The 16,649-nt window shown below is 58.5% G+C and carries 21 protein-coding genes; 9 read left to right on the top strand and 12 right to left on the bottom strand.

Annotated elements, in window-relative coordinates:
* Positions 1–15 precede the first annotated feature (15 nt).
* The 5 genes from citD to citG are packed head-to-tail and all read left to right on the top strand — an operon-like array spanning position 16 to position 4,032.
* A complete protein-coding gene (gene citD, locus ACEPLT_RS18840) occupies positions 16–309 on the top strand; it encodes a citrate lyase acyl carrier protein (protein WP_032653346.1) in 294 nt (97 codons plus the stop codon).
* Positions 306–1,181, top strand: a complete 876-nt coding sequence (gene citE / locus ACEPLT_RS18835) for a citrate (pro-3S)-lyase subunit beta (RefSeq protein WP_032653343.1) — start codon at positions 306–308, stop codon at positions 1,179–1,181. Before citD ends, citE begins: the two co-directional genes overlap by 4 nt.
* 10 nt (positions 1,182–1,191) lie before the next feature.
* On the top strand, positions 1,192–2,715 hold the full coding sequence (citF, locus tag ACEPLT_RS18830; protein ID WP_032653340.1) for a citrate lyase subunit alpha: 1,524 nt from the start codon (positions 1,192–1,194) through the stop codon (positions 2,713–2,715).
* Positions 2,712–3,251 (top strand): citrate lyase holo-[acyl-carrier protein] synthase, encoded by a 540-nt coding sequence (gene citX / locus ACEPLT_RS18825; RefSeq protein ID WP_032653337.1) that lies wholly within the window; start codon positions 2,712–2,714, stop codon positions 3,249–3,251. The genes citF and citX overlap by 4 nt, the downstream gene beginning before the upstream one ends.
* Entirely contained in the window at positions 3,229–4,032 is an 804-nt protein-coding gene (gene citG / locus ACEPLT_RS18820) for a triphosphoribosyl-dephospho-CoA synthase CitG (protein WP_032653334.1), read from the top strand. Before citX ends, citG begins: the two co-directional genes overlap by 23 nt.
* Positions 4,033–4,111: 79 nt before the next feature.
* Here citG and ACEPLT_RS18815 read toward each other — a convergent pair whose 3' ends face one another.
* The 4 genes from ACEPLT_RS18815 to mutY all read right to left on the bottom strand — a co-directional run bounded on the left by ACEPLT_RS18815 (position 4,112) and on the right by mutY (position 8,139).
* The gene (locus ACEPLT_RS18815) at positions 4,112–5,368 is read right to left on the bottom strand and encodes a nucleoside permease (RefSeq protein WP_008499767.1); all 1,257 of its coding nucleotides are present in this window, start codon (positions 5,366–5,368) and stop codon (positions 4,112–4,114) included.
* Positions 5,369–5,586: 218 nt separating this feature from the next.
* On the bottom strand, positions 5,587–6,663 hold the full coding sequence (mltC, locus tag ACEPLT_RS18810; RefSeq protein WP_021242082.1) for a membrane-bound lytic murein transglycosylase MltC: 1,077 nt from the start codon (positions 6,661–6,663) through the stop codon (positions 5,587–5,589).
* 124 nt (positions 6,664–6,787) lie between these two features.
* Positions 6,788–7,060, bottom strand: a complete 273-nt coding sequence (locus tag ACEPLT_RS18805; protein WP_008499765.1) for an oxidative damage protection protein — start codon at positions 7,058–7,060, stop codon at positions 6,788–6,790.
* Positions 7,061–7,086: 26 nt separating this feature from the next.
* Positions 7,087–8,139 carry an A/G-specific adenine glycosylase gene (gene mutY, locus ACEPLT_RS18800; protein ID WP_169809165.1) on the bottom strand — a complete coding sequence of 351 codons (1,053 nt, stop codon included), beginning with the start codon at positions 8,137–8,139 and terminating at the stop codon, positions 7,087–7,089.
* A 144-nt stretch (positions 8,140–8,283) separates the two neighbouring features.
* Between mutY and trmB the strand changes: the two genes are divergently transcribed.
* The 3 genes from trmB to ACEPLT_RS18785 are packed head-to-tail and all read left to right on the top strand — an operon-like array spanning position 8,284 to position 10,102.
* Positions 8,284–9,003 carry a tRNA (guanosine(46)-N7)-methyltransferase TrmB gene (gene trmB / locus ACEPLT_RS18795; RefSeq protein ID WP_045909936.1) on the top strand — a complete coding sequence of 240 codons (720 nt, stop codon included), beginning with the start codon at positions 8,284–8,286 and terminating at the stop codon, positions 9,001–9,003.
* Positions 9,003–9,329, top strand: coding sequence for a YggL family protein (locus tag ACEPLT_RS18790; RefSeq protein ID WP_003862421.1), 327 nt, complete (start codon positions 9,003–9,005; stop codon positions 9,327–9,329). The genes trmB and ACEPLT_RS18790 overlap by 1 nt, the downstream gene beginning before the upstream one ends.
* A 56-nt stretch (positions 9,330–9,385) precedes the next feature.
* The gene (locus ACEPLT_RS18785) at positions 9,386–10,102 is read left to right on the top strand and encodes a YggN family protein (RefSeq protein ID WP_045407162.1); all 717 of its coding nucleotides are present in this window, start codon (positions 9,386–9,388) and stop codon (positions 10,100–10,102) included.
* A 190-nt stretch (positions 10,103–10,292) separates the two neighbouring features.
* Here the strand turns inward: ACEPLT_RS18785 and hemW are convergent, their stop codons facing one another.
* Genes hemW through ACEPLT_RS18760 form a run of 5 tightly spaced genes read right to left on the bottom strand, consistent with a single transcriptional unit; the run spans position 10,293 to position 13,613 of the window.
* The gene (gene hemW / locus ACEPLT_RS18780) at positions 10,293–11,441 is read right to left on the bottom strand and encodes a radical SAM family heme chaperone HemW (protein WP_232927429.1); all 1,149 of its coding nucleotides are present in this window, start codon (positions 11,439–11,441) and stop codon (positions 10,293–10,295) included.
* Positions 11,434–12,027 (bottom strand): XTP/dITP diphosphatase, encoded by a 594-nt coding sequence (locus ACEPLT_RS18775; RefSeq protein ID WP_023294524.1) that lies wholly within the window; start codon positions 12,025–12,027, stop codon positions 11,434–11,436. Before ACEPLT_RS18775 ends, hemW begins: the two co-directional genes overlap by 8 nt.
* Positions 12,028–12,030: 3 nt before the next feature.
* Entirely contained in the window at positions 12,031–12,327 is a 297-nt protein-coding gene (gene yggU, locus ACEPLT_RS18770; protein WP_008499758.1) for a DUF167 family protein YggU, read from the bottom strand.
* Positions 12,324–12,890, bottom strand: a complete 567-nt coding sequence (locus tag ACEPLT_RS18765) for a YggT family protein (protein WP_232927428.1) — start codon at positions 12,888–12,890, stop codon at positions 12,324–12,326. Before ACEPLT_RS18765 ends, yggU begins: the two co-directional genes overlap by 4 nt.
* Positions 12,891–12,911: 21 nt before the next feature.
* Positions 12,912–13,613 (bottom strand): YggS family pyridoxal phosphate-dependent enzyme, encoded by a 702-nt coding sequence (locus tag ACEPLT_RS18760; RefSeq protein WP_032675475.1) that lies wholly within the window; start codon positions 13,611–13,613, stop codon positions 12,912–12,914.
* Between the two features lie 17 nt (positions 13,614–13,630).
* On the opposite strand from ACEPLT_RS18760, the gene ACEPLT_RS18755 reads away from it, so the two are divergent.
* A complete protein-coding gene (locus tag ACEPLT_RS18755; protein ID WP_447088304.1) occupies positions 13,631–14,611 on the top strand; it encodes a type IV pilus twitching motility protein PilT in 981 nt (326 codons plus the stop codon).
* Between the two features lie 10 nt (positions 14,612–14,621).
* On the opposite strand, the gene ruvX is transcribed toward ACEPLT_RS18755, so the two are convergent.
* The 3 genes from ruvX to gshB form a co-directional block, all read right to left on the bottom strand.
* Positions 14,622–15,038, bottom strand: a complete 417-nt coding sequence (ruvX, locus tag ACEPLT_RS18750; protein WP_021242076.1) for a Holliday junction resolvase RuvX — start codon at positions 15,036–15,038, stop codon at positions 14,622–14,624.
* Positions 15,038–15,598, bottom strand: coding sequence for a YqgE/AlgH family protein (locus ACEPLT_RS18745; protein WP_008499752.1), 561 nt, complete (start codon positions 15,596–15,598; stop codon positions 15,038–15,040). The genes ruvX and ACEPLT_RS18745 overlap by 1 nt, the downstream gene beginning before the upstream one ends.
* Before the next feature lie 87 nt (positions 15,599–15,685).
* Entirely contained in the window at positions 15,686–16,633 is a 948-nt protein-coding gene (gene gshB / locus ACEPLT_RS18740) for a glutathione synthase (protein ID WP_032675473.1), read from the bottom strand.
* Positions 16,634–16,649: the final 16 nt, after the last annotated feature.

Here is a 16,649-nt window from a genome sequence, read left to right as displayed (position 1 = left end):
TACCAGGAATTTATCATGAAAATTGTAAGGGAGGCGCTGGCCGGAACGCAGGAGTCCAGCGACCTGATGGTGAAAATTGCTCCCGCTCACGGCGAGCTGGAGATCGTCATCCACAGCGAAGTGATTAAGCAGTTTGGCGAGCAGATTCGCCAGGTGGTCAACGACACATTGCGCGCCATGAACGTGCACCAGGGATTAATCATTATTGAAGACAAAGGGGCGCTGGACTGTGTGATCCGCGCCCGCCTGCAAAGCGCGCTGCTGCGTGCCGCCGATGACCAGGCCATCAACTGGGGGGCGCTGAAATGAGCAAACTCCGCCGCAGCATGCTGTTCCTGCCAGGCGCTAACGCCGCCATGCTCTCTACCGCCTTTATCTACCGTCCCGACTCTATCATGTTTGACCTTGAGGACGCCGTTGCCCTGCGCGAGAAGGATACGGCGCGCATGCTGGTGTTCCACGCGCTGCAGCACCCGATGTATCAGGATATCGAAACCGTGGTGCGCATTAACCCGCTGAGCACGCCGTTTGGTCTGCTGGATCTGGAAGCCGCCGTGCGGGCCGGCGTGGACGTGATACGCCTGCCGAAAACCGACACCCCGGACGATATTTACGAGCTGGAAGGCCACCTCGAGCGTATCGAGCAGGCATGCGGCCGCGAGGTCGGCTCCACCCGCGTAATGGCGGCGATTGAGTCGGCCATTGGCGTCATCAACGCCGTGGCGATTGCCCGCAGCTCTCCGCGCCTCATCGGCATTGCGCTGGCCGCCTTTGACTACGTGATGGATATGCAGACCGAGCGCGGCGACGGCACCGAGCTGTTCTACGCCCGCTGCGCCGTGCTGCACGCCGCCCGCGCGGCGGGTATCGACGCCTTCGACGTGGTGTGGTCAGACGTTAACGACGAGGCCGGGTTCCTGCGCGAGGTCGATCTGATCCGCAAGATGGGCTTCAACGGCAAATCACTGATTAACCCGCGCCAGATTGACCTGCTGCACAACGCCTACGCCCCGACGCAGGAAGAGGTGGATCACGCCAGAAGGGTGATTGAGGCGGCAGAAGAGGGCGAGCGTAACGGCCTGGGCGTGGTGTCGCTCAACGGCAAAATGGTGGATGCACCGATTATTAACCACGCGCAGGTGGTGCTGGAGCGCGCGGTGGCCTCCGGCGTGCGTCGGTAAGGATGAGATGATGAATCAGACAGAACTTCTTCACGTGAATTTTCCCCATCTGCGGGACTTAAAACCCTTTGATACCGCCCACAGCGCCACGCCGTGGCTGGCGGACAGCGATGCGAAGCACAGCCGCAAGCTGTGTGCCTCCATTGAAGAGGCGGTTAAACGCTGCGGCCTGCAGGACGGGATGACCATCTCCTTCCACCATGCGTTTCGCGAAGGCGACCGGGTGATTAACACCGTCGTGGCGCTGCTGGCGCGGATGGGCTTCAAAAACCTGACGCTGGCCTCCAGCTCGCTGATGACCTGTAACGACGCCCTGATCGAGCATATCGAAAGCGGCGTCATCACCCGGATTTACACCTCCGGCATGCGCGGCAGGCTGGCAGACGCCATCTCCCACGGGCTGATGGACGAGCCGGTGCAAATTCACTCCCACGGCGGGCGCGTGAAGCTGCTCCAGGACGGCGAGCTGAATATCGACGTGGCGTTTCTCGGCGTGCCGTGCAGCGATGAGTTTGGCAACGCCAACGGGACGCACGGAAAATCGTGCTGCGGCTCGCTGGGCTACGCCATGGTGGACGCCCACTTTGCCCGCAAGGTAGTGCTGCTGACCGAAGCCCTGGTGCCGTTCCCCAATATGCCCGCCAGCCTGGTGCAGGACCAGGTGGACTACATCGTGCAGGTGGAGAGCGTGGGCGACCCGGCGAAAATCAGCGTCGGCGCGGCGCGCGTCACCAGCAACCCGCGCGAGCTGATGATTGCCCGCTATGCGGCGGACGTGATCGAGCATTCCGGCTACTTCAAACCGGGCTTCTCGATGCAGACCGGCTCCGGCGCGGCGGCCACGGCCTGCACCCGCTTTATGGAAGAGAAGATGGAGCGCAGCGGCGTGAAGGCGCGCTTTGCGCTCGGCGGCATCACCGGCAGCCTGGTGGATCTGCACGAGAAGGGGCTCATCGAAAAGCTGCTCGATACCCAGTGCTTTGACGGTCAGGCGGCGGCCTCGCTGGCGCGTAACCCGAACCACGTGGAGATCTCCACCAACGTCTACGCCAACCCCGGCAGCAAGGCGGCAAGCTGCGACCAGCTCGACGTGGTGATCCTCAGCGCCCTGGAGATCGACGTCGAGTTCAACGTCAACGTCATCACCGGATCCGACGGCGTGATGCGCGGCGCGTCCGGCGGGCACTGCGACGTGGCCGCCGCGGCGAACCTGACCATCGTCGTTGCCCCTCTGCTGCGCAGCCGCATTCCGACTGTCGTGAAGGGGGTCACCACGCGCCTCACGCCGGGGGAGAGCATCGACGTGCTGGTCACCGATCACGGCATCGCGGTCAACCCGGCGCGCCCGGAGATCCGCGAACGACTCATGGAAGCCGGGCTGAAGGTTGTGGATATCAACGCGCTGTACGAGCGAGCGATCTCCCTGACCGGCGTCCCGAAACCGATTGAGTTCACCGACAAAATCGTCGGGGTGATCCGCTACCGCGACGGCAGCGTGATCGACACCGTGCGACAGGTGAAGGAGGACGTATGACTTTAGCGACACCCGTGCGGGCGGGTGTCAGCCTTGACGAACTGCTGGCGGCGAAAGAGCGCCGCGCAGCGCGCCAGGCTGACATGCTTGAGCACTATCAAGAACCGGTGATCTCCCTCACGCTGGTCACGCCGGGGGAAATCAAGGACAGCCTGCGCTACCGCAATACCATGGGCGTGGCGCTGCAGATGTGCGACCAGCTGCTGTGGGAAAACCGCTGGCAGGTGCTGGACCGTCAGGTGCTGTGGCTCCCGACCGGGCCGGAAGCCCTGTGGTGCGTGGCCCATCCTGCGGTGGAAATCAAAGCGCACTGCGCGGAGCTGGAGCAGACGCACCCGCTCGGCAGGCTGTGGGATCTGGATGTGATCTGCCCGCAGCACGGCCACGTCGGGCGACAGTCGCTGGGGAGCAATCTCAGACGCTGCCTGATCTGCGACGAGCCCGCGCACGCTTGCTCCCGCTCGCGCAATCATCCCGTTGAGCAGGTGGTTTCCCGCGTGGAGAAGACGATCGATGACTGGTTTGCTCGCGACTAAACCGCGCCCGGCTGACGTGCCCGCGCTTGCCGAAGCGGCGCTGTGGCAGGAGCTGGAGCTGACGCCCAAGCCGGGGCTGGTGGACAGGCTCAACAACGGTTCCCATCGCGATATGGACCACGCGCTGTTTGTCCGCAGCATTGCGGCGATTACGCCGTGGTTTTCGCGCTTTGCCGAGCTGGGCAGCGCGCATGCGGATAAACCGGCTGGGGAACAGCTACGCCTTCTCCGCCCGATGGGGCTGGCCTGCGAGCAGGCGATGTATGCCGCGACGAACGGAGTGAACACCCACAAGGGCGGGATTTTTGCCCTGGGTTTACTGTGCTTCGCCGCCGGGCGAGTGAAAAATGTCTCCGCAGAGAGCCTCTGCTGTGAGGTGAGTAACATATGCCGCGGGCTGGTGTCGCGGGAGCTGGCCGCACGCAGCGGACAGGCGACGGCGGGCGAGCGGCAGTTTAAGCAGTACGGCTTAACCGGCGCGCGCGGTGAGGCGGAGAGCGGCTTTGCGACGGTGCGTAAGGCTTTGGATTCGTGGAACGGACAGTCGCTTCACGGCCTGCTGTTGCGCCTGATGGCCGTCAATCAGGACAGTAATCTCGTGTCGCGCGGCGGCATGGAAGGGCTGCGCTACGTTCAGGGCTACGCGCGGGAACTGCTGGATAACGGCTGGGACCGCGAGGCGTTGATCAGAATGGATAACGCACTGATTGAACGGAACCTGAGCCCGGGCGGCAGCGCGGATTTATTGTCGGTGGGGGGGATGCTTTCTGCAATAAAATAGCCGGGTGGCGGCTTCGCCTTACCCGGCCTACGGTCTGGTTTTGTAGGCCCGGTAAGCGCAGCGCCACCGGGCACAACAATCAATGCGCGATCGGCTGCGCACCGTGCGGCTCACGCACGTGCTTGTACTTGAACAGTGCGATGAACGCGAAGAACAGCACCAGCGAGTACGCCGCGAAGATCAGCCACACCGGCTGCCAGTTGGTGATGCCGTTGGTGGTGTACATCTCAACCACTTTACCGCTCACCACGCCGCCCAGAATACAGCCGAAGCCGTTGGTCATCATCAGGAACATACCCTGCGCGCTGGCGCGGATTTCAGGTTTAACCTCTTTTTCCACAAACACCGAGCCGGAGATGTTGAAGAAGTCGAAGGCGCAGCCGTAAACAATCATCGACAGCACCAGCAGCACGGTGCCGAACGGGCTTGGGTCGCCGTAGGCGAACAGACCGAAGCGCAGCATCCACGCCGCGATACTGATCAGCATGACGTTCTTGATGCCGTAGCGGCTCAGGAAGAACGGGATGGTCAGGATGAACAGCGTCTCAGAGATCTGAGAGATGGACATCATCACCGACGCATGCTCAACGATAAAGCTGCCGGAGAACAGCGGGTTGTTATCGAAGCTGTGCAGGAAGGTGTTGCCGAACATGTTGGTGATCTGCAGCTCCGCGCCCAGCAGCATGGAGAAGATGAAAAAGATCGCCATGCGTTTGTTTTTGAACAGCGCGAAGGCATCCAGGCCGAGCATGGTGCTCCAGCTCTGGTTTTTCTGCTGGTTAGACACCGGAATGGTTGGCAGCGTCAGGGTGAAGATCGCCAGCAATACGGAGAGCGCCGCACCGATATAGAGCTGCATATGGCTCAGTTCGAAGCCCGCGAAGCTCACGCCCCACATCGCCATGATAAAGCCGATGGTGCCCCAGATACGGATTGGCGGGAAATCGGTCACGATATCCATATCCGCGGACTTCAGGCGGTAGTAGGAGATGGTGTTGATCAGCCCAAGCGTTGGCATATAGGCCAGCGAGTTGAGCAGAATCACCATGAACATCGCCCCCGGCGTGGTCACCTGGGCTGCCATAAACAGCGTCCCCGCGCCCACCAGGTGGCAAAGCATGTACAGCCATTTGGCGCTTAACCATTTATCCGCCACGATCCCCAGCAGCGTTGGCATGAAGACAGCCGCAATACCGAGCGAGCTGTAGACGGCACCGATTGACGCACCATCGAACTTGAGCGTCACAAACATATAGGAGCCGAGTGTAGTCAGCCAGCTACCCCACAGGCAGAACTGCAGAAACGACAATATTTTAAGCTGCAGCTTAAGGTTCATGTTACTTTCCTCACAAGTGAGCGGGAGATATGTTGTTATAGAAACATTCAGGGTTGTTATTTGATGCAATTCTATCAGTTGGCAACGATATGTTTTGTTACCTCCCGCAAAAAAATGCAATCCACATTAATTTGCAGTTTGGATTGTGATGCAAATAACATTTTCGTATGGGTGGGGGGAAGCAGAACACCTTCTCCTTGCAGGAGAAGGTGTGCGGATCACCGGCGACGGTAGTTCTTCTGCGCCGTATTCACCTTATACAGATAACGACGGGATTCCGCGGACGGGTGGCGGGTGGTCAGGGTGGCGTAGACATCCCCCGGCGCCATGCTGTTGATGATGTTTGCGGCCTGCACTTTGTCATTTGAGAAGACGCGCAGCACGCTGCCCGCGCCGCCGTTATAGGCGGTGATCACCGCATAGCGACGCGACGTCGGGTTGTCGATGCCGCCGAGGTAGACATTGTTCAGCATCGCCAGATAGGCCGTGCCGGTATCAATGTTGCTCTGCGGGTCGAACAGATAGCTGCGGCTCGGCGTGCCGGATTTGCCCTGCGCGCGGAACACGTCTTTACCGGCGCTGTGCTGCACCACCTGCATCAGCCCCAGGGCGTCGGAACGGCTTACCGCATACGGGTTAAACGAGGATTCGGTCTGCATAATCGCCAGGATCAGCGACTCATCCACGCCGTACTTACGCGAGGCCTGACGCACCATGCCCAGATACTTATGCGCACGCTTGTCGAGGTGGTTCGGGACAAGGTTGATGGTGACGCTATAGATGATCTTCAGACCGTTAGAGCGGCTCTTCAGGCGCGTTTGCAGCAGGTAGTCGGCAAATTTCGTGGCGCGACCTTCCCAGCGGATCGGCTGGCCGGTCTGATCGACGACCTGACCGTACAGGAACGGCTCTTTGGATATCGTGATGTCGTCGGCATCGGAGTAGAGATCGATTGAGCCCGGATCGTCACCCATCAGCAGGGTTTTGATGATTGCCTGACGGAGCCGAGCGGCAGGGTCTGTGCCGGCAATGGTCTCAATCGTGATCGTCCCCTCATCAAAGTTGATGTGGCTACGGGTCAGATAGGCGTCGGTGTACTTAACGTAGTCCTTAGGTCCGGCAATAAGAACTTCGTTAAATCCCCATATGTTCTCGATGTTGTGGGCAAACTGCCCCATCAAAATGTCAAAACCGTTGGTGTCCTTGATCCAGGCTTCGTTGTAATCATCGCCTTTTTTTGACGAACACGAGACAAGCAACGGCGCAACAAGGGCTAGCGCTAAAAGTTTTTTCATCATTCCGGGAGTGCGTGTTGTGTTTGCTTAGTCGTTGCTTTCGCCGGGTGGCGCTGCGCTTACCCGGCCTACAAAACCGTAGGCCCGTGCAAGCGAAGCGCCGCCGGGCAACAGCCGCTCGATGTTATTTTTCCGGTGGCGTATAGCCTTCGATGTGCACGTCTTTACCTTCGAACAGGAAGCTCACCATCTCCTGCTCCAGCAGCTTGCGGTGTTCCGGGTTCATCATGCTGAGTTTCTTCTCGTTGATCAGCATGGTCTGCTTTTTCTGCCACTGTCCCCAGGCCTCTTTGGAGATTTCGTTGTAGATGCGTTTACCCAGCTCGCCCGGGTAAAGCTGGAAATCCTGGCCCTCAGCGTCACGCTGCAGGAAAGTACAAAAAATCGTTCTGGCCATACTCATTCCTCTTTTTCTTGTCGATGCTAAACCATTGCACCGGCACGTAATTGCTGTAACAGGCGCTCCACGGGAGCCGCCAGTCCGACTGATGGCGGTTGCGCTAAGTTATACCAGAGAGCGGTGCCTTCATCCATGCACGAGGCGACGGAGGACACGGGAAGCCACATCGGCACGATATCCAGATGGAAATGGCTGAAGGTGTGGCGAAACGCGGTCAGCTGCGTCAGGTTATCGGCAGCAATCCCGCGCTGTTTAAGCCATTCACGCAGCAAGTCTTCATCTTCAAACTGTGGGAAGCAGTATAGACCACCCCACAGACCGCTCGGCGGACGCTGGGCGAGGAAGACCTCATCGCCGTGCTGCATCAGCAGCATATAGCCGGTGCGCTCCGGCAGCGTCTGTTTGGGTTTCTTGCCCGGATACTGCGCCCAGGAATGGTTGGCATACGCCACGCAGAGGTTATTTACCGGGCAGAGTTCGCATTTGGGTTTTGAGCGCGTGCAGACCATGGCACCGAGATCCATCATCGCCTGGTTGAAACGCTCGACGCCGTTGGCTGGGGTAACCGCTTCACTGATTTCCCAAAGGCGTTTTTCAACATCCTTCTTCCCCGGCCAGCCGTCAACGGCATAGCAGCGTGCCAGCACGCGCTTCACGTTGCCGTCGAGGATCGGGAAATGCTTGCCTAAAGACAGGGAGAGAATAGCGCCTGCGGTCGAACGCCCGACGCCGGGTAAGTCCGCCACCTCGTCGAAAGTTTCCGGGAATTTACCGTTGTGGCGCGTCGCGACCTGCTGTGCGGCCTTGTGCAAGTTGCGCGCGCGGGCGTAATAGCCAAGCCCGGTCCACAGGTGCAGCACCTCGTCAAGCGGGGCGTTCGCCAGATCGGTGACCGTCGGGAAGCGCGCCATAAAACGCTCGAAGTAAGGGATTACCGTGGCGACCTGCGTTTGTTGCAACATCACCTCGGAGAGCCATACTTTGTAAGGCGTTTTTTCAATTTGCCAGGGCAGGGTTTTACGCCCGTATTTGTCGTACCAGTCCAGCACCTGGGCTGAAAATTGAGAGGCTTGCATGGTCATCGATTCGCATAATCAGGGACGCAGATTGCAGCACAGCGTCAATCTGCTGTAAACCGGATCTTTCCCATGCTTGCATAGAAGCCTTAACTTTGGATAATGCCCGTTTCCCGAACATTCTCACAAGCAGACAACTCTTTTATGAAAAACGACGTCATTTCACCGGAATTTGATGAAAACGGTCGCCCGCTGCGCCGTATTCGCAGCTTTGTCCGTCGTCAGGGCCGCCTGACAAAAGGTCAGCAACACGCGCTGGACAACTACTGGCCGGTGATGGGCGTTGAGTTCAGCGAGCAGCCTCTGGATTTCAGCGAGCTGTTTGGTCGCGACGCGCCGATCACGCTGGAAATTGGCTTCGGTATGGGCGCCTCGCTGGTGACCATGGCGAAAGCGCGCCCGGAGCAGAACTTCCTCGGTATCGAAGTCCACTCCCCGGGCGTGGGCGCATGTCTGGCAACGGCCCATGAAGAGGGCGTTGAGAACCTGCGCGTGATGTGTCACGACGCGGTGGAAGTGCTGCACAAAATGATTCCTGACAATTCTTTAACCATGGTTCAGCTCTTTTTCCCTGACCCGTGGCATAAAGCGCGTCATAATAAACGCCGTATCGTTCAGGCGCCGTTTGCCGAGCTGGTTAAAAGCAAGCTGAAGCTGGGCGGTGTCTTCCATATGGCGACCGACTGGGAACCGTATGCGGAACATATGCTGGAAGTGATGTCGTCGCTCGACGGTTATAAAAACCAGTCTGCGAGCAACGACTATGTACCGCGTCCGGAATCGCGTCCGGTAACGAAATTTGAACAGCGTGGCCATCGTCTTGGTCACGGTGTATGGGACTTAATGTTCGAGAGGGTGAAATAATGGCAAAGAATCGTAGCCGTCGTCTGCGTAAAAAGATGCACATCGAAGAATTCCAGGAAGTGGGCTTCTCCGTTGCGTGGCGTTTCCCGGAAGGCACCAGCGTTGAGCAGATCGATCAGGACGTGGATGCGTTCATCAACGAGGTGATCGAGCCAAACAAACTGGCCTTCGACGGTAGCGGCTATCTGGCCTGGGAAGGTCTGATCTGCACCCAGGAAGTGGGTAAATGCACCGAAGAACATCAGGCCCTGGTCCGTAAATGGCTTGAAGACCACAAGCTCGAAGATGTCCGCGTCAGCGAACTTTTCGACGTTTGGTGGGACTAATTAAGCAGTCAAGGGCCAGCATTAGCTGGCCCGTTTTGTCTGAGGGAGTGTTTAAGATGCGCAAAACGTTGCTGGCCGTTGCTTTGATGGCAACCGTATTCACCGCCCATGCGGATTATCAATGTAGCGTCACCCCGCGTGATGACGTGGTGTTAAGCCCGCAAACCGTGCAGGTCAAAGGCGAGAACGGCAATCTGGTGATTACGCCAGAAGGGAACGTCACCTATAACGGCAAGCAGTACAACCTGACTGCCGCACAGCGCGAGCAGGCGAAAGACTACCAGTCCGAATTGCGTACCGCGCTGCCGTGGATTAATGAAGGTGCCCTGACGCGCGTCGAAAAGAGCCGCGTGGCGCTGGATAAGATCATCACCAAAGAGGTGGGTGAGAGCAGTAACATGCGCACCCGCCTGACGAAGCTGGACAAGCAGCTTAAAGAACAGATGAACCGGATTATCGAGACGCGCTCCGACGGCCTGACGTTCCACTACAAGGCGATTGATCAGGTCCGTGCCGACGGGCAGCAGCTGGTGAACCAGGCGATGGGCGGCATCCTGCAGGACAGCATCAACGAGATGGGCGCCAAAGCGGTGCTGAAAGGCGGCGGTAACCCGCTGCAGGGCGTGCTGGGCAGTCTGGGCGGCCTGCAAACTTCCATTCAGAACGAGTGGAAAAACCAGGAAGATGATTTCCAGCAGTTCGGCAAAGACGTGTGTAAGCGCGTGGTGTCGCTGGAAGATAGCCGGAAGGCGCTGGTGGGGACGCTGAAGTAAGGTCCCCTAACCCTAACCCTCTCCCTTTTAGGGTGTACGGTCCGGGGACATGGTAGACAGGTGTTCGGAGACATGGTGAACACTTTTTAACATCCTTTACCCATGATGATCGACTGTTTCTTCAGGTCGATCATCTCCACACTCTGCCAGCCTTTCCCTCAGCCGGCAGAACGGGATGCAAAATCCTGAATCAGCCTTCAGCTTCTTCGGCGAGGAACAGCTCAAGAATGGAATTGAGGAACAGTTTGCCGTGCTCGGTGATCTGCCAGTATTCCGCACATTCCGTGAGATACCCCTGCGCCAGCGCTTCGTCGATCTGCGGGCGAATCACCGACTCCGGCAGCCCGGTGTACAGCGCAAACTCAGCGCGCGGCGCGGCTTCCAGCAGACGGAAGCGGTTCATAAAGAACTCAAACGGCTTATCCGCCGCCTCGACGTCGTGCTGACGCTCCAGGTAGCGGCCTTCCATATACCCGCGAGGGTGGCGGGTTTTGGCAGTACGCAGAATACGCCCGTCCGGGAAGGTCACCTTGCCGTGCGCGCCGCAGCCAATGCCCAGATAGTCGCCAAAGCGCCAGTAGTTCAGGTTGTGCTGACACTGATAGCCCGGCTTTGCATATGCCGACGTTTCGTACTGCTGATAGCCCGCCGCGGTTAACAGCTGGTGACCCTGCTCGAAGATATCCCACAGCGCGTCGTCATCCGGCAGCACCGGCGGACGCGAGCCAAACAGGGTGTTGGGCTCGATGGTGAGTTGGTACCACGACAGATGAGGGGGATTCAGCGCAATGGCCTGGCGCAAATCGTCCAGCGCCTCTTCCAGAGACTGATCCGGCAGGCCGTGCATCAGATCCAGGTTAAAGCTGCGCAGGCCCAGGCCGGTCGCCAGGTTTGCCGCGCGCTTCGCCTCTTCCGGGCCGTGAATACGCCCCAGGCGCTTCAGCTTCGGCTCGCTAAAGCTCTGCACGCCGATGGAGATGCGGTTCACGCCCGCGCGCTGATAGTCGACAAAACGGTCGGCCTCAACGGTGCCGGGGTTGGCTTCCATCGTAATTTCAGCATCCGCTGCCAGGTTCAGGCGCGCACGCACGCCGTCCAGCAGCGTTTGCATCGCCGGGCCTGACAGCAGGCTCGGCGTACCGCCACCAATGAAAATGGTCTTAACTTCACGTCCCTGTGCGTAAGGTACATCGGCATCCAGGTCGGCCAGCAGATGCGCAACGTAGTCATCGTGCGGCACTTCGCCCTTCAGCGCGTGCGAGTTGAAATCACAGTACGGGCATTTTTGCACGCACCACGGGATGTGAATATAAAGACTCAGAGGTGGCAAATTAGCCATTACGCAGTGCTTCCAGTAACAGTTTCAGCGCGCGTCCGCGGTGGGATATCGCGCTTTTTTCTTCGCGGGTCAGTTCCGCAGCGGTTTTGCCCTCGGAGGGGACAAAGAAAATCGGGTCGTAACCAAAGCCGCCGTTGCCAGCCGCTTCACGGGTAATCACGCCCGGCCAGCTGCCGTGGCAGACGATCGGCGTCGGGTCTTCCGCGTGACGCAGATAGACCAGCACGCAGTGGAACTGCGCGGTGCGCTGTTCGTCCGGGACGTCTTTCAGGGCGACAAGCAGCTTTTCCAGATTCTGCTGGTCGGTAGCGTCAACGCCGGAATAGCGGGCAGAGTAGATCCCCGGCGCGCCGCCGAGGGCGTCTACGGCCAGGCCGGAGTCGTCGGCAATCGCGGGGAGGCCAGTTACCTGCGCAGCGTGGCGCGCTTTAATGATCGCGTTTTCGATAAACGTCAGCCCCGTCTCTTCGGCGGAATCCACGCCAAGATCGGTCTGGGCGACCACGTCCAGACCAAAATCATTTAATAGCGAGGCCAGCTCGCGCACTTTACCGGCGTTGCCGGTCGCGAGAACAACTTTCTGCATGGTTTAGTCCTGTTCTGTCAGAGCCGCGACTTCCGTCGGGATAGATTGCGGATTAAGGATTTTTACCTGTTTATGTCGCCCCAGTTCGCCTTTTTCAATGATGACCTGGCTTTTGGCGACGCGAAACTGTTTTGCCAGATATTTGGTCAGATGCGCGTTCGCCTGGCCGTCAACCGGCGGGGCAGTGATGGCGACTTTTAACTCGTCGCCATGCAGTCCAACAATACCGTCACGGCTGGCTTTCGGCTGAATATACAGCCGTAAAACCAGCCCGTCAGCGCAGGTGCTTACGGCACTCATAGCGCCATCCACAGCCCCGGCAGCAGCATATCGCCCGTGGACTGCAGCAGTTCAGCGACCCCCATGTTGATCACATAGAGCAGCAGAACCAGGATCATCGGCGAAAAATCGATGCCGCCCATAGACGGAAGCAGGTTACGGATCGGGCGCAGCAGCGGCTCGGTCAGCTGAATCAAGGCGTACTCCACCGGGCTACGGCCCTGGCTCACCCAGCTCATGATCGCCATGACCAGCAGCACCCAGAAGATCAGCAGACCGATGGTTTTGATCAAAATCAGGACGGCGACAATCCAGATAATCGGCTGGAAGGTGAAGACCATAAACAGCACAATCGCTTTGATAACGCTCAGAATAAACGCCACCAGCAGAGACGAACTGTCGATGGGCCCCATGGCCGGGAGAATACGGCGCAGCGGTCCGACAACAGGCTGCGTGATTTTCACGACAAACTGCGAGAACGGATTGTAAAAATCACAGCGGGCCCACTGCATCCAGACGCGCAGCAAAAGCGCCATCGTGTACAGCTCAATGACCGTTGAGAGCAGGAAAGTCAACGTCTTCATGGCGTTCCTCAGGTTTCCTTATTATTTTGAATAGTCGCGCGCACCGAAAATTGCCGTGCCGATGCGCACCATCGTGCTGCCTGCCGCAATGGCGGCTTCCATATCATCCGACATGCCCAGAGAAAGCGTGTCTACCGTGTTATAGCGCGCTTTAAGCGCCTCAAATGCTACAGCCATTTGCTGTGCCACGGCAAACTGCCTTTCATAACTTGACTCAGGCGCCGGGATTGCCATCAAACCACGCAGGCTTAAGCGCGGGAGTTCGGCCACCTCGGCTGCCAGCGCATCCAGCTCGCTCAGCGCAATACCGGACTTGCTGTTTTCATCGCTGATGTTGATTTGAATCAGCACGTTAAGCGCTGGCATCTCTGCCGGACGCTGGTCGTTCAGGCGTGTCGCAATGCGCAGACGGTCAACGGTATGGCACCAGTCGAAGTGCTCCGCCACCAGACGGCTTTTGTTCGACTGCAGTGGGCCGATAAAGTGCCACTGCAGATCCGTCTTCCCCTGTTCCTGGAAGTAGCGAATTTTATCCACGCCTTCCTGGACGTAGTTTTCACCAAACGCCCGCTGGCCTGCGTCAATGGCTTCTGCGATGGCGCTCGCAGGCTTGGTTTTGCTGACTGCAAGTAGCGTAATTTCTTCTGAAGCCCGGCCGCAACGCGTTGCGGCGGATGAGATTTTGTCCCGGACCTGTGCCAGGTTATGCGCAATGTCGTTCATTTTCCGAGGAGTAGTCTATGGATGTGGAAGAAATTGTGGCCCTTAGTGTAAAGCATAACGTCTCCGATCTACACCTGTGCAGTGATTCGCCACCTCGCTGGCGCAGAACGGGCCGCCTTGAACCGGCACCGTTTCCTTCTCCGGACCTCGGGGCGTTGTTAAAAGCGTGGCTCAACGATGAGCAGCAGGGGATATGGTGGGCCAACGGGCAGGTGGATTTTGCCGCTACGGTGGCGGGAGGCCAGCGCCTGCGCGGCAGTGCCTTTAAGCAGATGCGCGGAGTCTCTGTGACGCTACGGCTGTTGCCGCGTACCTGTCCGCAGCTCGCTTCGCTGGGCGCACCGAGGGTTATCCCGGAACTGTTAGCCAATGAGTCCGGGTTGATTCTGGTGACGGGGGCGACCGGCAGCGGTAAATCCACGACGCTGGCGGCGATGGTCGATTTTCTCAACCACCATACTGACGGCCATATCCTCACGCTCGAAGATCCGGTGGAATTTATCTACCAGAGCGAGCGTTGCCTGATCCAGCAGCGGGAGATTGGTCAGCACAGCCCGTCAGTTGCCGACGCGCTGCGCAGCGCCTTACGCCAGGATCCTGACGTGATTCTGCTCGGGGAGCTGCGCGACAGCGAAACGATCCGCCTGGCGCTGACGGCAGCAGAGACCGGGCATCTGGTGCTGGCGACCCTGCATACGCGCGGGGCATCGCAGGCGATCGAGCGGCTGGTCGATACGTTCCCGGCGCAGGAGAAAGATCCGGTGCGTAACCAGCTGGCCGGCAGCCTGCGGGCGGTGCTGGCGCAGAAACTGCTTCCCGATCTTCAGGGCGGGCGCGTCGCGCTGTATGAACTGCTGGTGAATACCGCCGCGGCGGCGAATCTCATTCGTGAAGGGAAAACGTGGCAACTTCCCGGCATCATTCAAACCGGTCAGCAGGCAGGCATGCAGAATTTTGACCAGAGCCTGGCGGAGAGACGGGCGCAGGGGCGGCTGTAGGCCCCTGTGCTTAAAAGCCCTGCTCGAAATAGCTTTCGAGGATGATGACGGCAGAAGCGGAGTCGACGCTGCCTTTGTTCAGCGCCCGGAAGCCACCGTGCTCAAACAGACCCGCGCGCGCTTCGACGGTGCTCAGACGCTCGTCGTGCAGCTTCACGGAGACGCCAAAGCGGCCATGGATTTTATTGGCAAACTTACGCGCCCGGGCGGTCAGCGGCTGTTCGGTACCGTCCATGTTGAGCGGCAGCCCAACAATCACGTCATCCGGCTGCCACTCCTTGAGCAGGCGCTCAATGAGGTTCCAGTCCGGCGTACCGTCGTTGGCCTTCAGGGCCGTAAGCGGGCGCGCGGTACCGGTGATGCGCTGTCCCACGGCGACGCCGATGCTTTTGGTACCAAAATCGAAGGCCAGAAGCGTTCCGCTCATCAGGCGTGCCCCGCTACGCCAGGCATGGTCAGAATATCAATACCAATCAGTTTCGCCGCGTCGCGCCAGCGATCGGCTATCGGCGTTTTAAACAGGATATTCATGTCCGCAGGCGCGGTGAGCCAGGCGTTATCGAGGATCTCCTGCTCAAGCTGGCCTTTCTCCCACGACGAATAGCCCAGCGCCACCAGCACTTCAGAAGGCTGCTCTGCGGTGCCCAGCGTTTCGAGCACGTCACGCGAGGTCGTGATAACGGTGTTGTCGGAGATGCGAATGCTGGAAGAGAATACCGGCGGCGTATGCAGGATAAAACCGCGATCTTCTGCGAGAGGTCCACCCAGCATCACGGGCTTATCAAGCCGGATTTCCGGCAGTCGCGCTTCAGCCGGGATTTTCAGCTTGTCCAGAATCCCTTCAACCTGAAGATTTTCCAGCGGTTTATTAATGATAATGCCCATCGCGCCGTCTTCATTGTATTCACAAATATAAACCACGGCGCGGCGAAAAATCGGGTCCTGGAGAGCAGGCATGGCAATAAGAAAGTGATGCTGTAAATTCATTGTCAGAGGTACTGTTTCCTGGTTTAAAAAGCGACAGCGCCCAGTATGGGGACAAACTCAGGCGCTGTCACTAATAGTATTGTTAGGTTATTTTTGTAAACGTTTTTCGATAGCGTCCATCAGCATGCCGGTGATTGAGACAGGGAATTCCGCCTCAATTTCACGAATGCAGGTCGGGCTGGTGACGTTCACTTCGGTCAGACGATCGCCGATGATATCCAGTCCGACGAAGATCAGGCCTTTGGCTTTCAGCGTAGGGCCAACGCGGCGGGCAATTTCCCAGTCGCTTTCGGTCAACGGACGCGGCTCACCACGGCCACCGGCCGCCAGGTTACCACGGGTTTCGCCACCCTGCGGGATACGCGCCAGGCAGTAAGGGACCGGTTCGCCATCCACCACCAGAACGCGTTTGTCGCCGTCTTTGATCGCCGGAATATAGTTCTGCGCCATGCAGTAACGCGTCCCCAGTTCGGTCAGCGTTTCGGCAATCACGCCAATGTTCGGATCGCTTTCCTTCACGCGGAAAATCGACGCGCCGCCCATGCCGTCCAGCGGCTTCATGATGATGTCGCCGTGCTTCTGCCAGAATTCCTTCAGCTGCGTTTTGCTGCGGGTCACCAGTGTTTCCGGCGTCAGGTCAGAGAACCAGGCGGTATAGAGCTTCTCGTTACAGTCGCGCAGGCTCTGCGGCTTGTTGACGATCAGCGTGCCTTTCTCTTCTGCACGTTCGAGAATATAGGTGCAGTAGATGTACTCGGTGTCGAACGGCGGATCTTTACGCATCAGAATGACGTTGAGATCGGCCAGCGCAATGTCCTGCTCGGTGCCGAACTCATACCATTTGTCGTAGTTCTGCTCGACGTTAACGATGCGGGTGCGGGCGCGGGCTTCACCGTTGATCAGGTAAAGATCGTTCATCTCCATATAGTGGAGTTCATAGCCGCGACGCTGCGCTTCCAGCAGCATGGCGAAGCTGGAATCTTTCTTGATGTTGATGTTTGCGATGGGGTCCATCACGATGCCGAGCTTGATCATCTTTCTCTCCAATAAT

The organism is Enterobacter sp. fkY84-1 (assembly GCF_052974705.1).
The sequence above is the reverse complement of the archived record's forward strand: the minus strand, read 5'-3'. Positions and strand labels throughout refer to the sequence as shown.

Coding starts and splice junctions, on each gene's coding strand:
- citD (WP_032653346.1), top strand. CDS start 16: ATGAAAATTGTAAGGGAGGCGCTGGCCGGAACGCAGGAGTCCAGCGAC.
- citE (WP_032653343.1), top strand. CDS start 306: ATGAGCAAACTCCGCCGCAGCATGCTGTTCCTGCCAGGCGCTAACGCC.
- citF (WP_032653340.1), top strand. CDS start 1,192: ATGAATCAGACAGAACTTCTTCACGTGAATTTTCCCCATCTGCGGGAC.
- citX (WP_032653337.1), top strand. CDS start 2,712: ATGACTTTAGCGACACCCGTGCGGGCGGGTGTCAGCCTTGACGAACTG.
- citG (WP_032653334.1), top strand. CDS start 3,229: ATGACTGGTTTGCTCGCGACTAAACCGCGCCCGGCTGACGTGCCCGCG.
- ACEPLT_RS18815 (WP_008499767.1), bottom strand. CDS start 5,368: ATGAACCTTAAGCTGCAGCTTAAAATATTGTCGTTTCTGCAGTTCTGC.
- mltC (WP_021242082.1), bottom strand. CDS start 6,663: ATGAAAAAACTTTTAGCGCTAGCCCTTGTTGCGCCGTTGCTTGTCTCG.
- ACEPLT_RS18805 (WP_008499765.1), bottom strand. CDS start 7,060: ATGGCCAGAACGATTTTTTGTACTTTCCTGCAGCGTGACGCTGAGGGC.
- mutY (WP_169809165.1), bottom strand. CDS start 8,139: ATGCAAGCCTCTCAATTTTCAGCCCAGGTGCTGGACTGGTACGACAAA.
- trmB (WP_045909936.1), top strand. CDS start 8,284: ATGAAAAACGACGTCATTTCACCGGAATTTGATGAAAACGGTCGCCCG.
- ACEPLT_RS18790 (WP_003862421.1), top strand. CDS start 9,003: ATGGCAAAGAATCGTAGCCGTCGTCTGCGTAAAAAGATGCACATCGAA.
- ACEPLT_RS18785 (WP_045407162.1), top strand. CDS start 9,386: ATGCGCAAAACGTTGCTGGCCGTTGCTTTGATGGCAACCGTATTCACC.
- hemW (WP_232927429.1), bottom strand. CDS start 11,441: ATGGCTAATTTGCCACCTCTGAGTCTTTATATTCACATCCCGTGGTGC.
- ACEPLT_RS18775 (WP_023294524.1), bottom strand. CDS start 12,027: ATGCAGAAAGTTGTTCTCGCGACCGGCAACGCCGGTAAAGTGCGCGAG.
- yggU (WP_008499758.1), bottom strand. CDS start 12,327: ATGAGTGCCGTAAGCACCTGCGCTGACGGGCTGGTTTTACGGCTGTAT.
- ACEPLT_RS18765 (WP_232927428.1), bottom strand. CDS start 12,890: ATGAAGACGTTGACTTTCCTGCTCTCAACGGTCATTGAGCTGTACACG.
- ACEPLT_RS18760 (WP_032675475.1), bottom strand. CDS start 13,613: ATGAACGACATTGCGCATAACCTGGCACAGGTCCGGGACAAAATCTCA.
- ACEPLT_RS18755 (WP_447088304.1), top strand. CDS start 13,631: ATGGATGTGGAAGAAATTGTGGCCCTTAGTGTAAAGCATAACGTCTCC.
- ruvX (WP_021242076.1), bottom strand. CDS start 15,038: ATGAGCGGAACGCTTCTGGCCTTCGATTTTGGTACCAAAAGCATCGGC.
- ACEPLT_RS18745 (WP_008499752.1), bottom strand. CDS start 15,598: ATGAATTTACAGCATCACTTTCTTATTGCCATGCCTGCTCTCCAGGAC.
- gshB (WP_032675473.1), bottom strand. CDS start 16,633: ATGATCAAGCTCGGCATCGTGATGGACCCCATCGCAAACATCAACATC.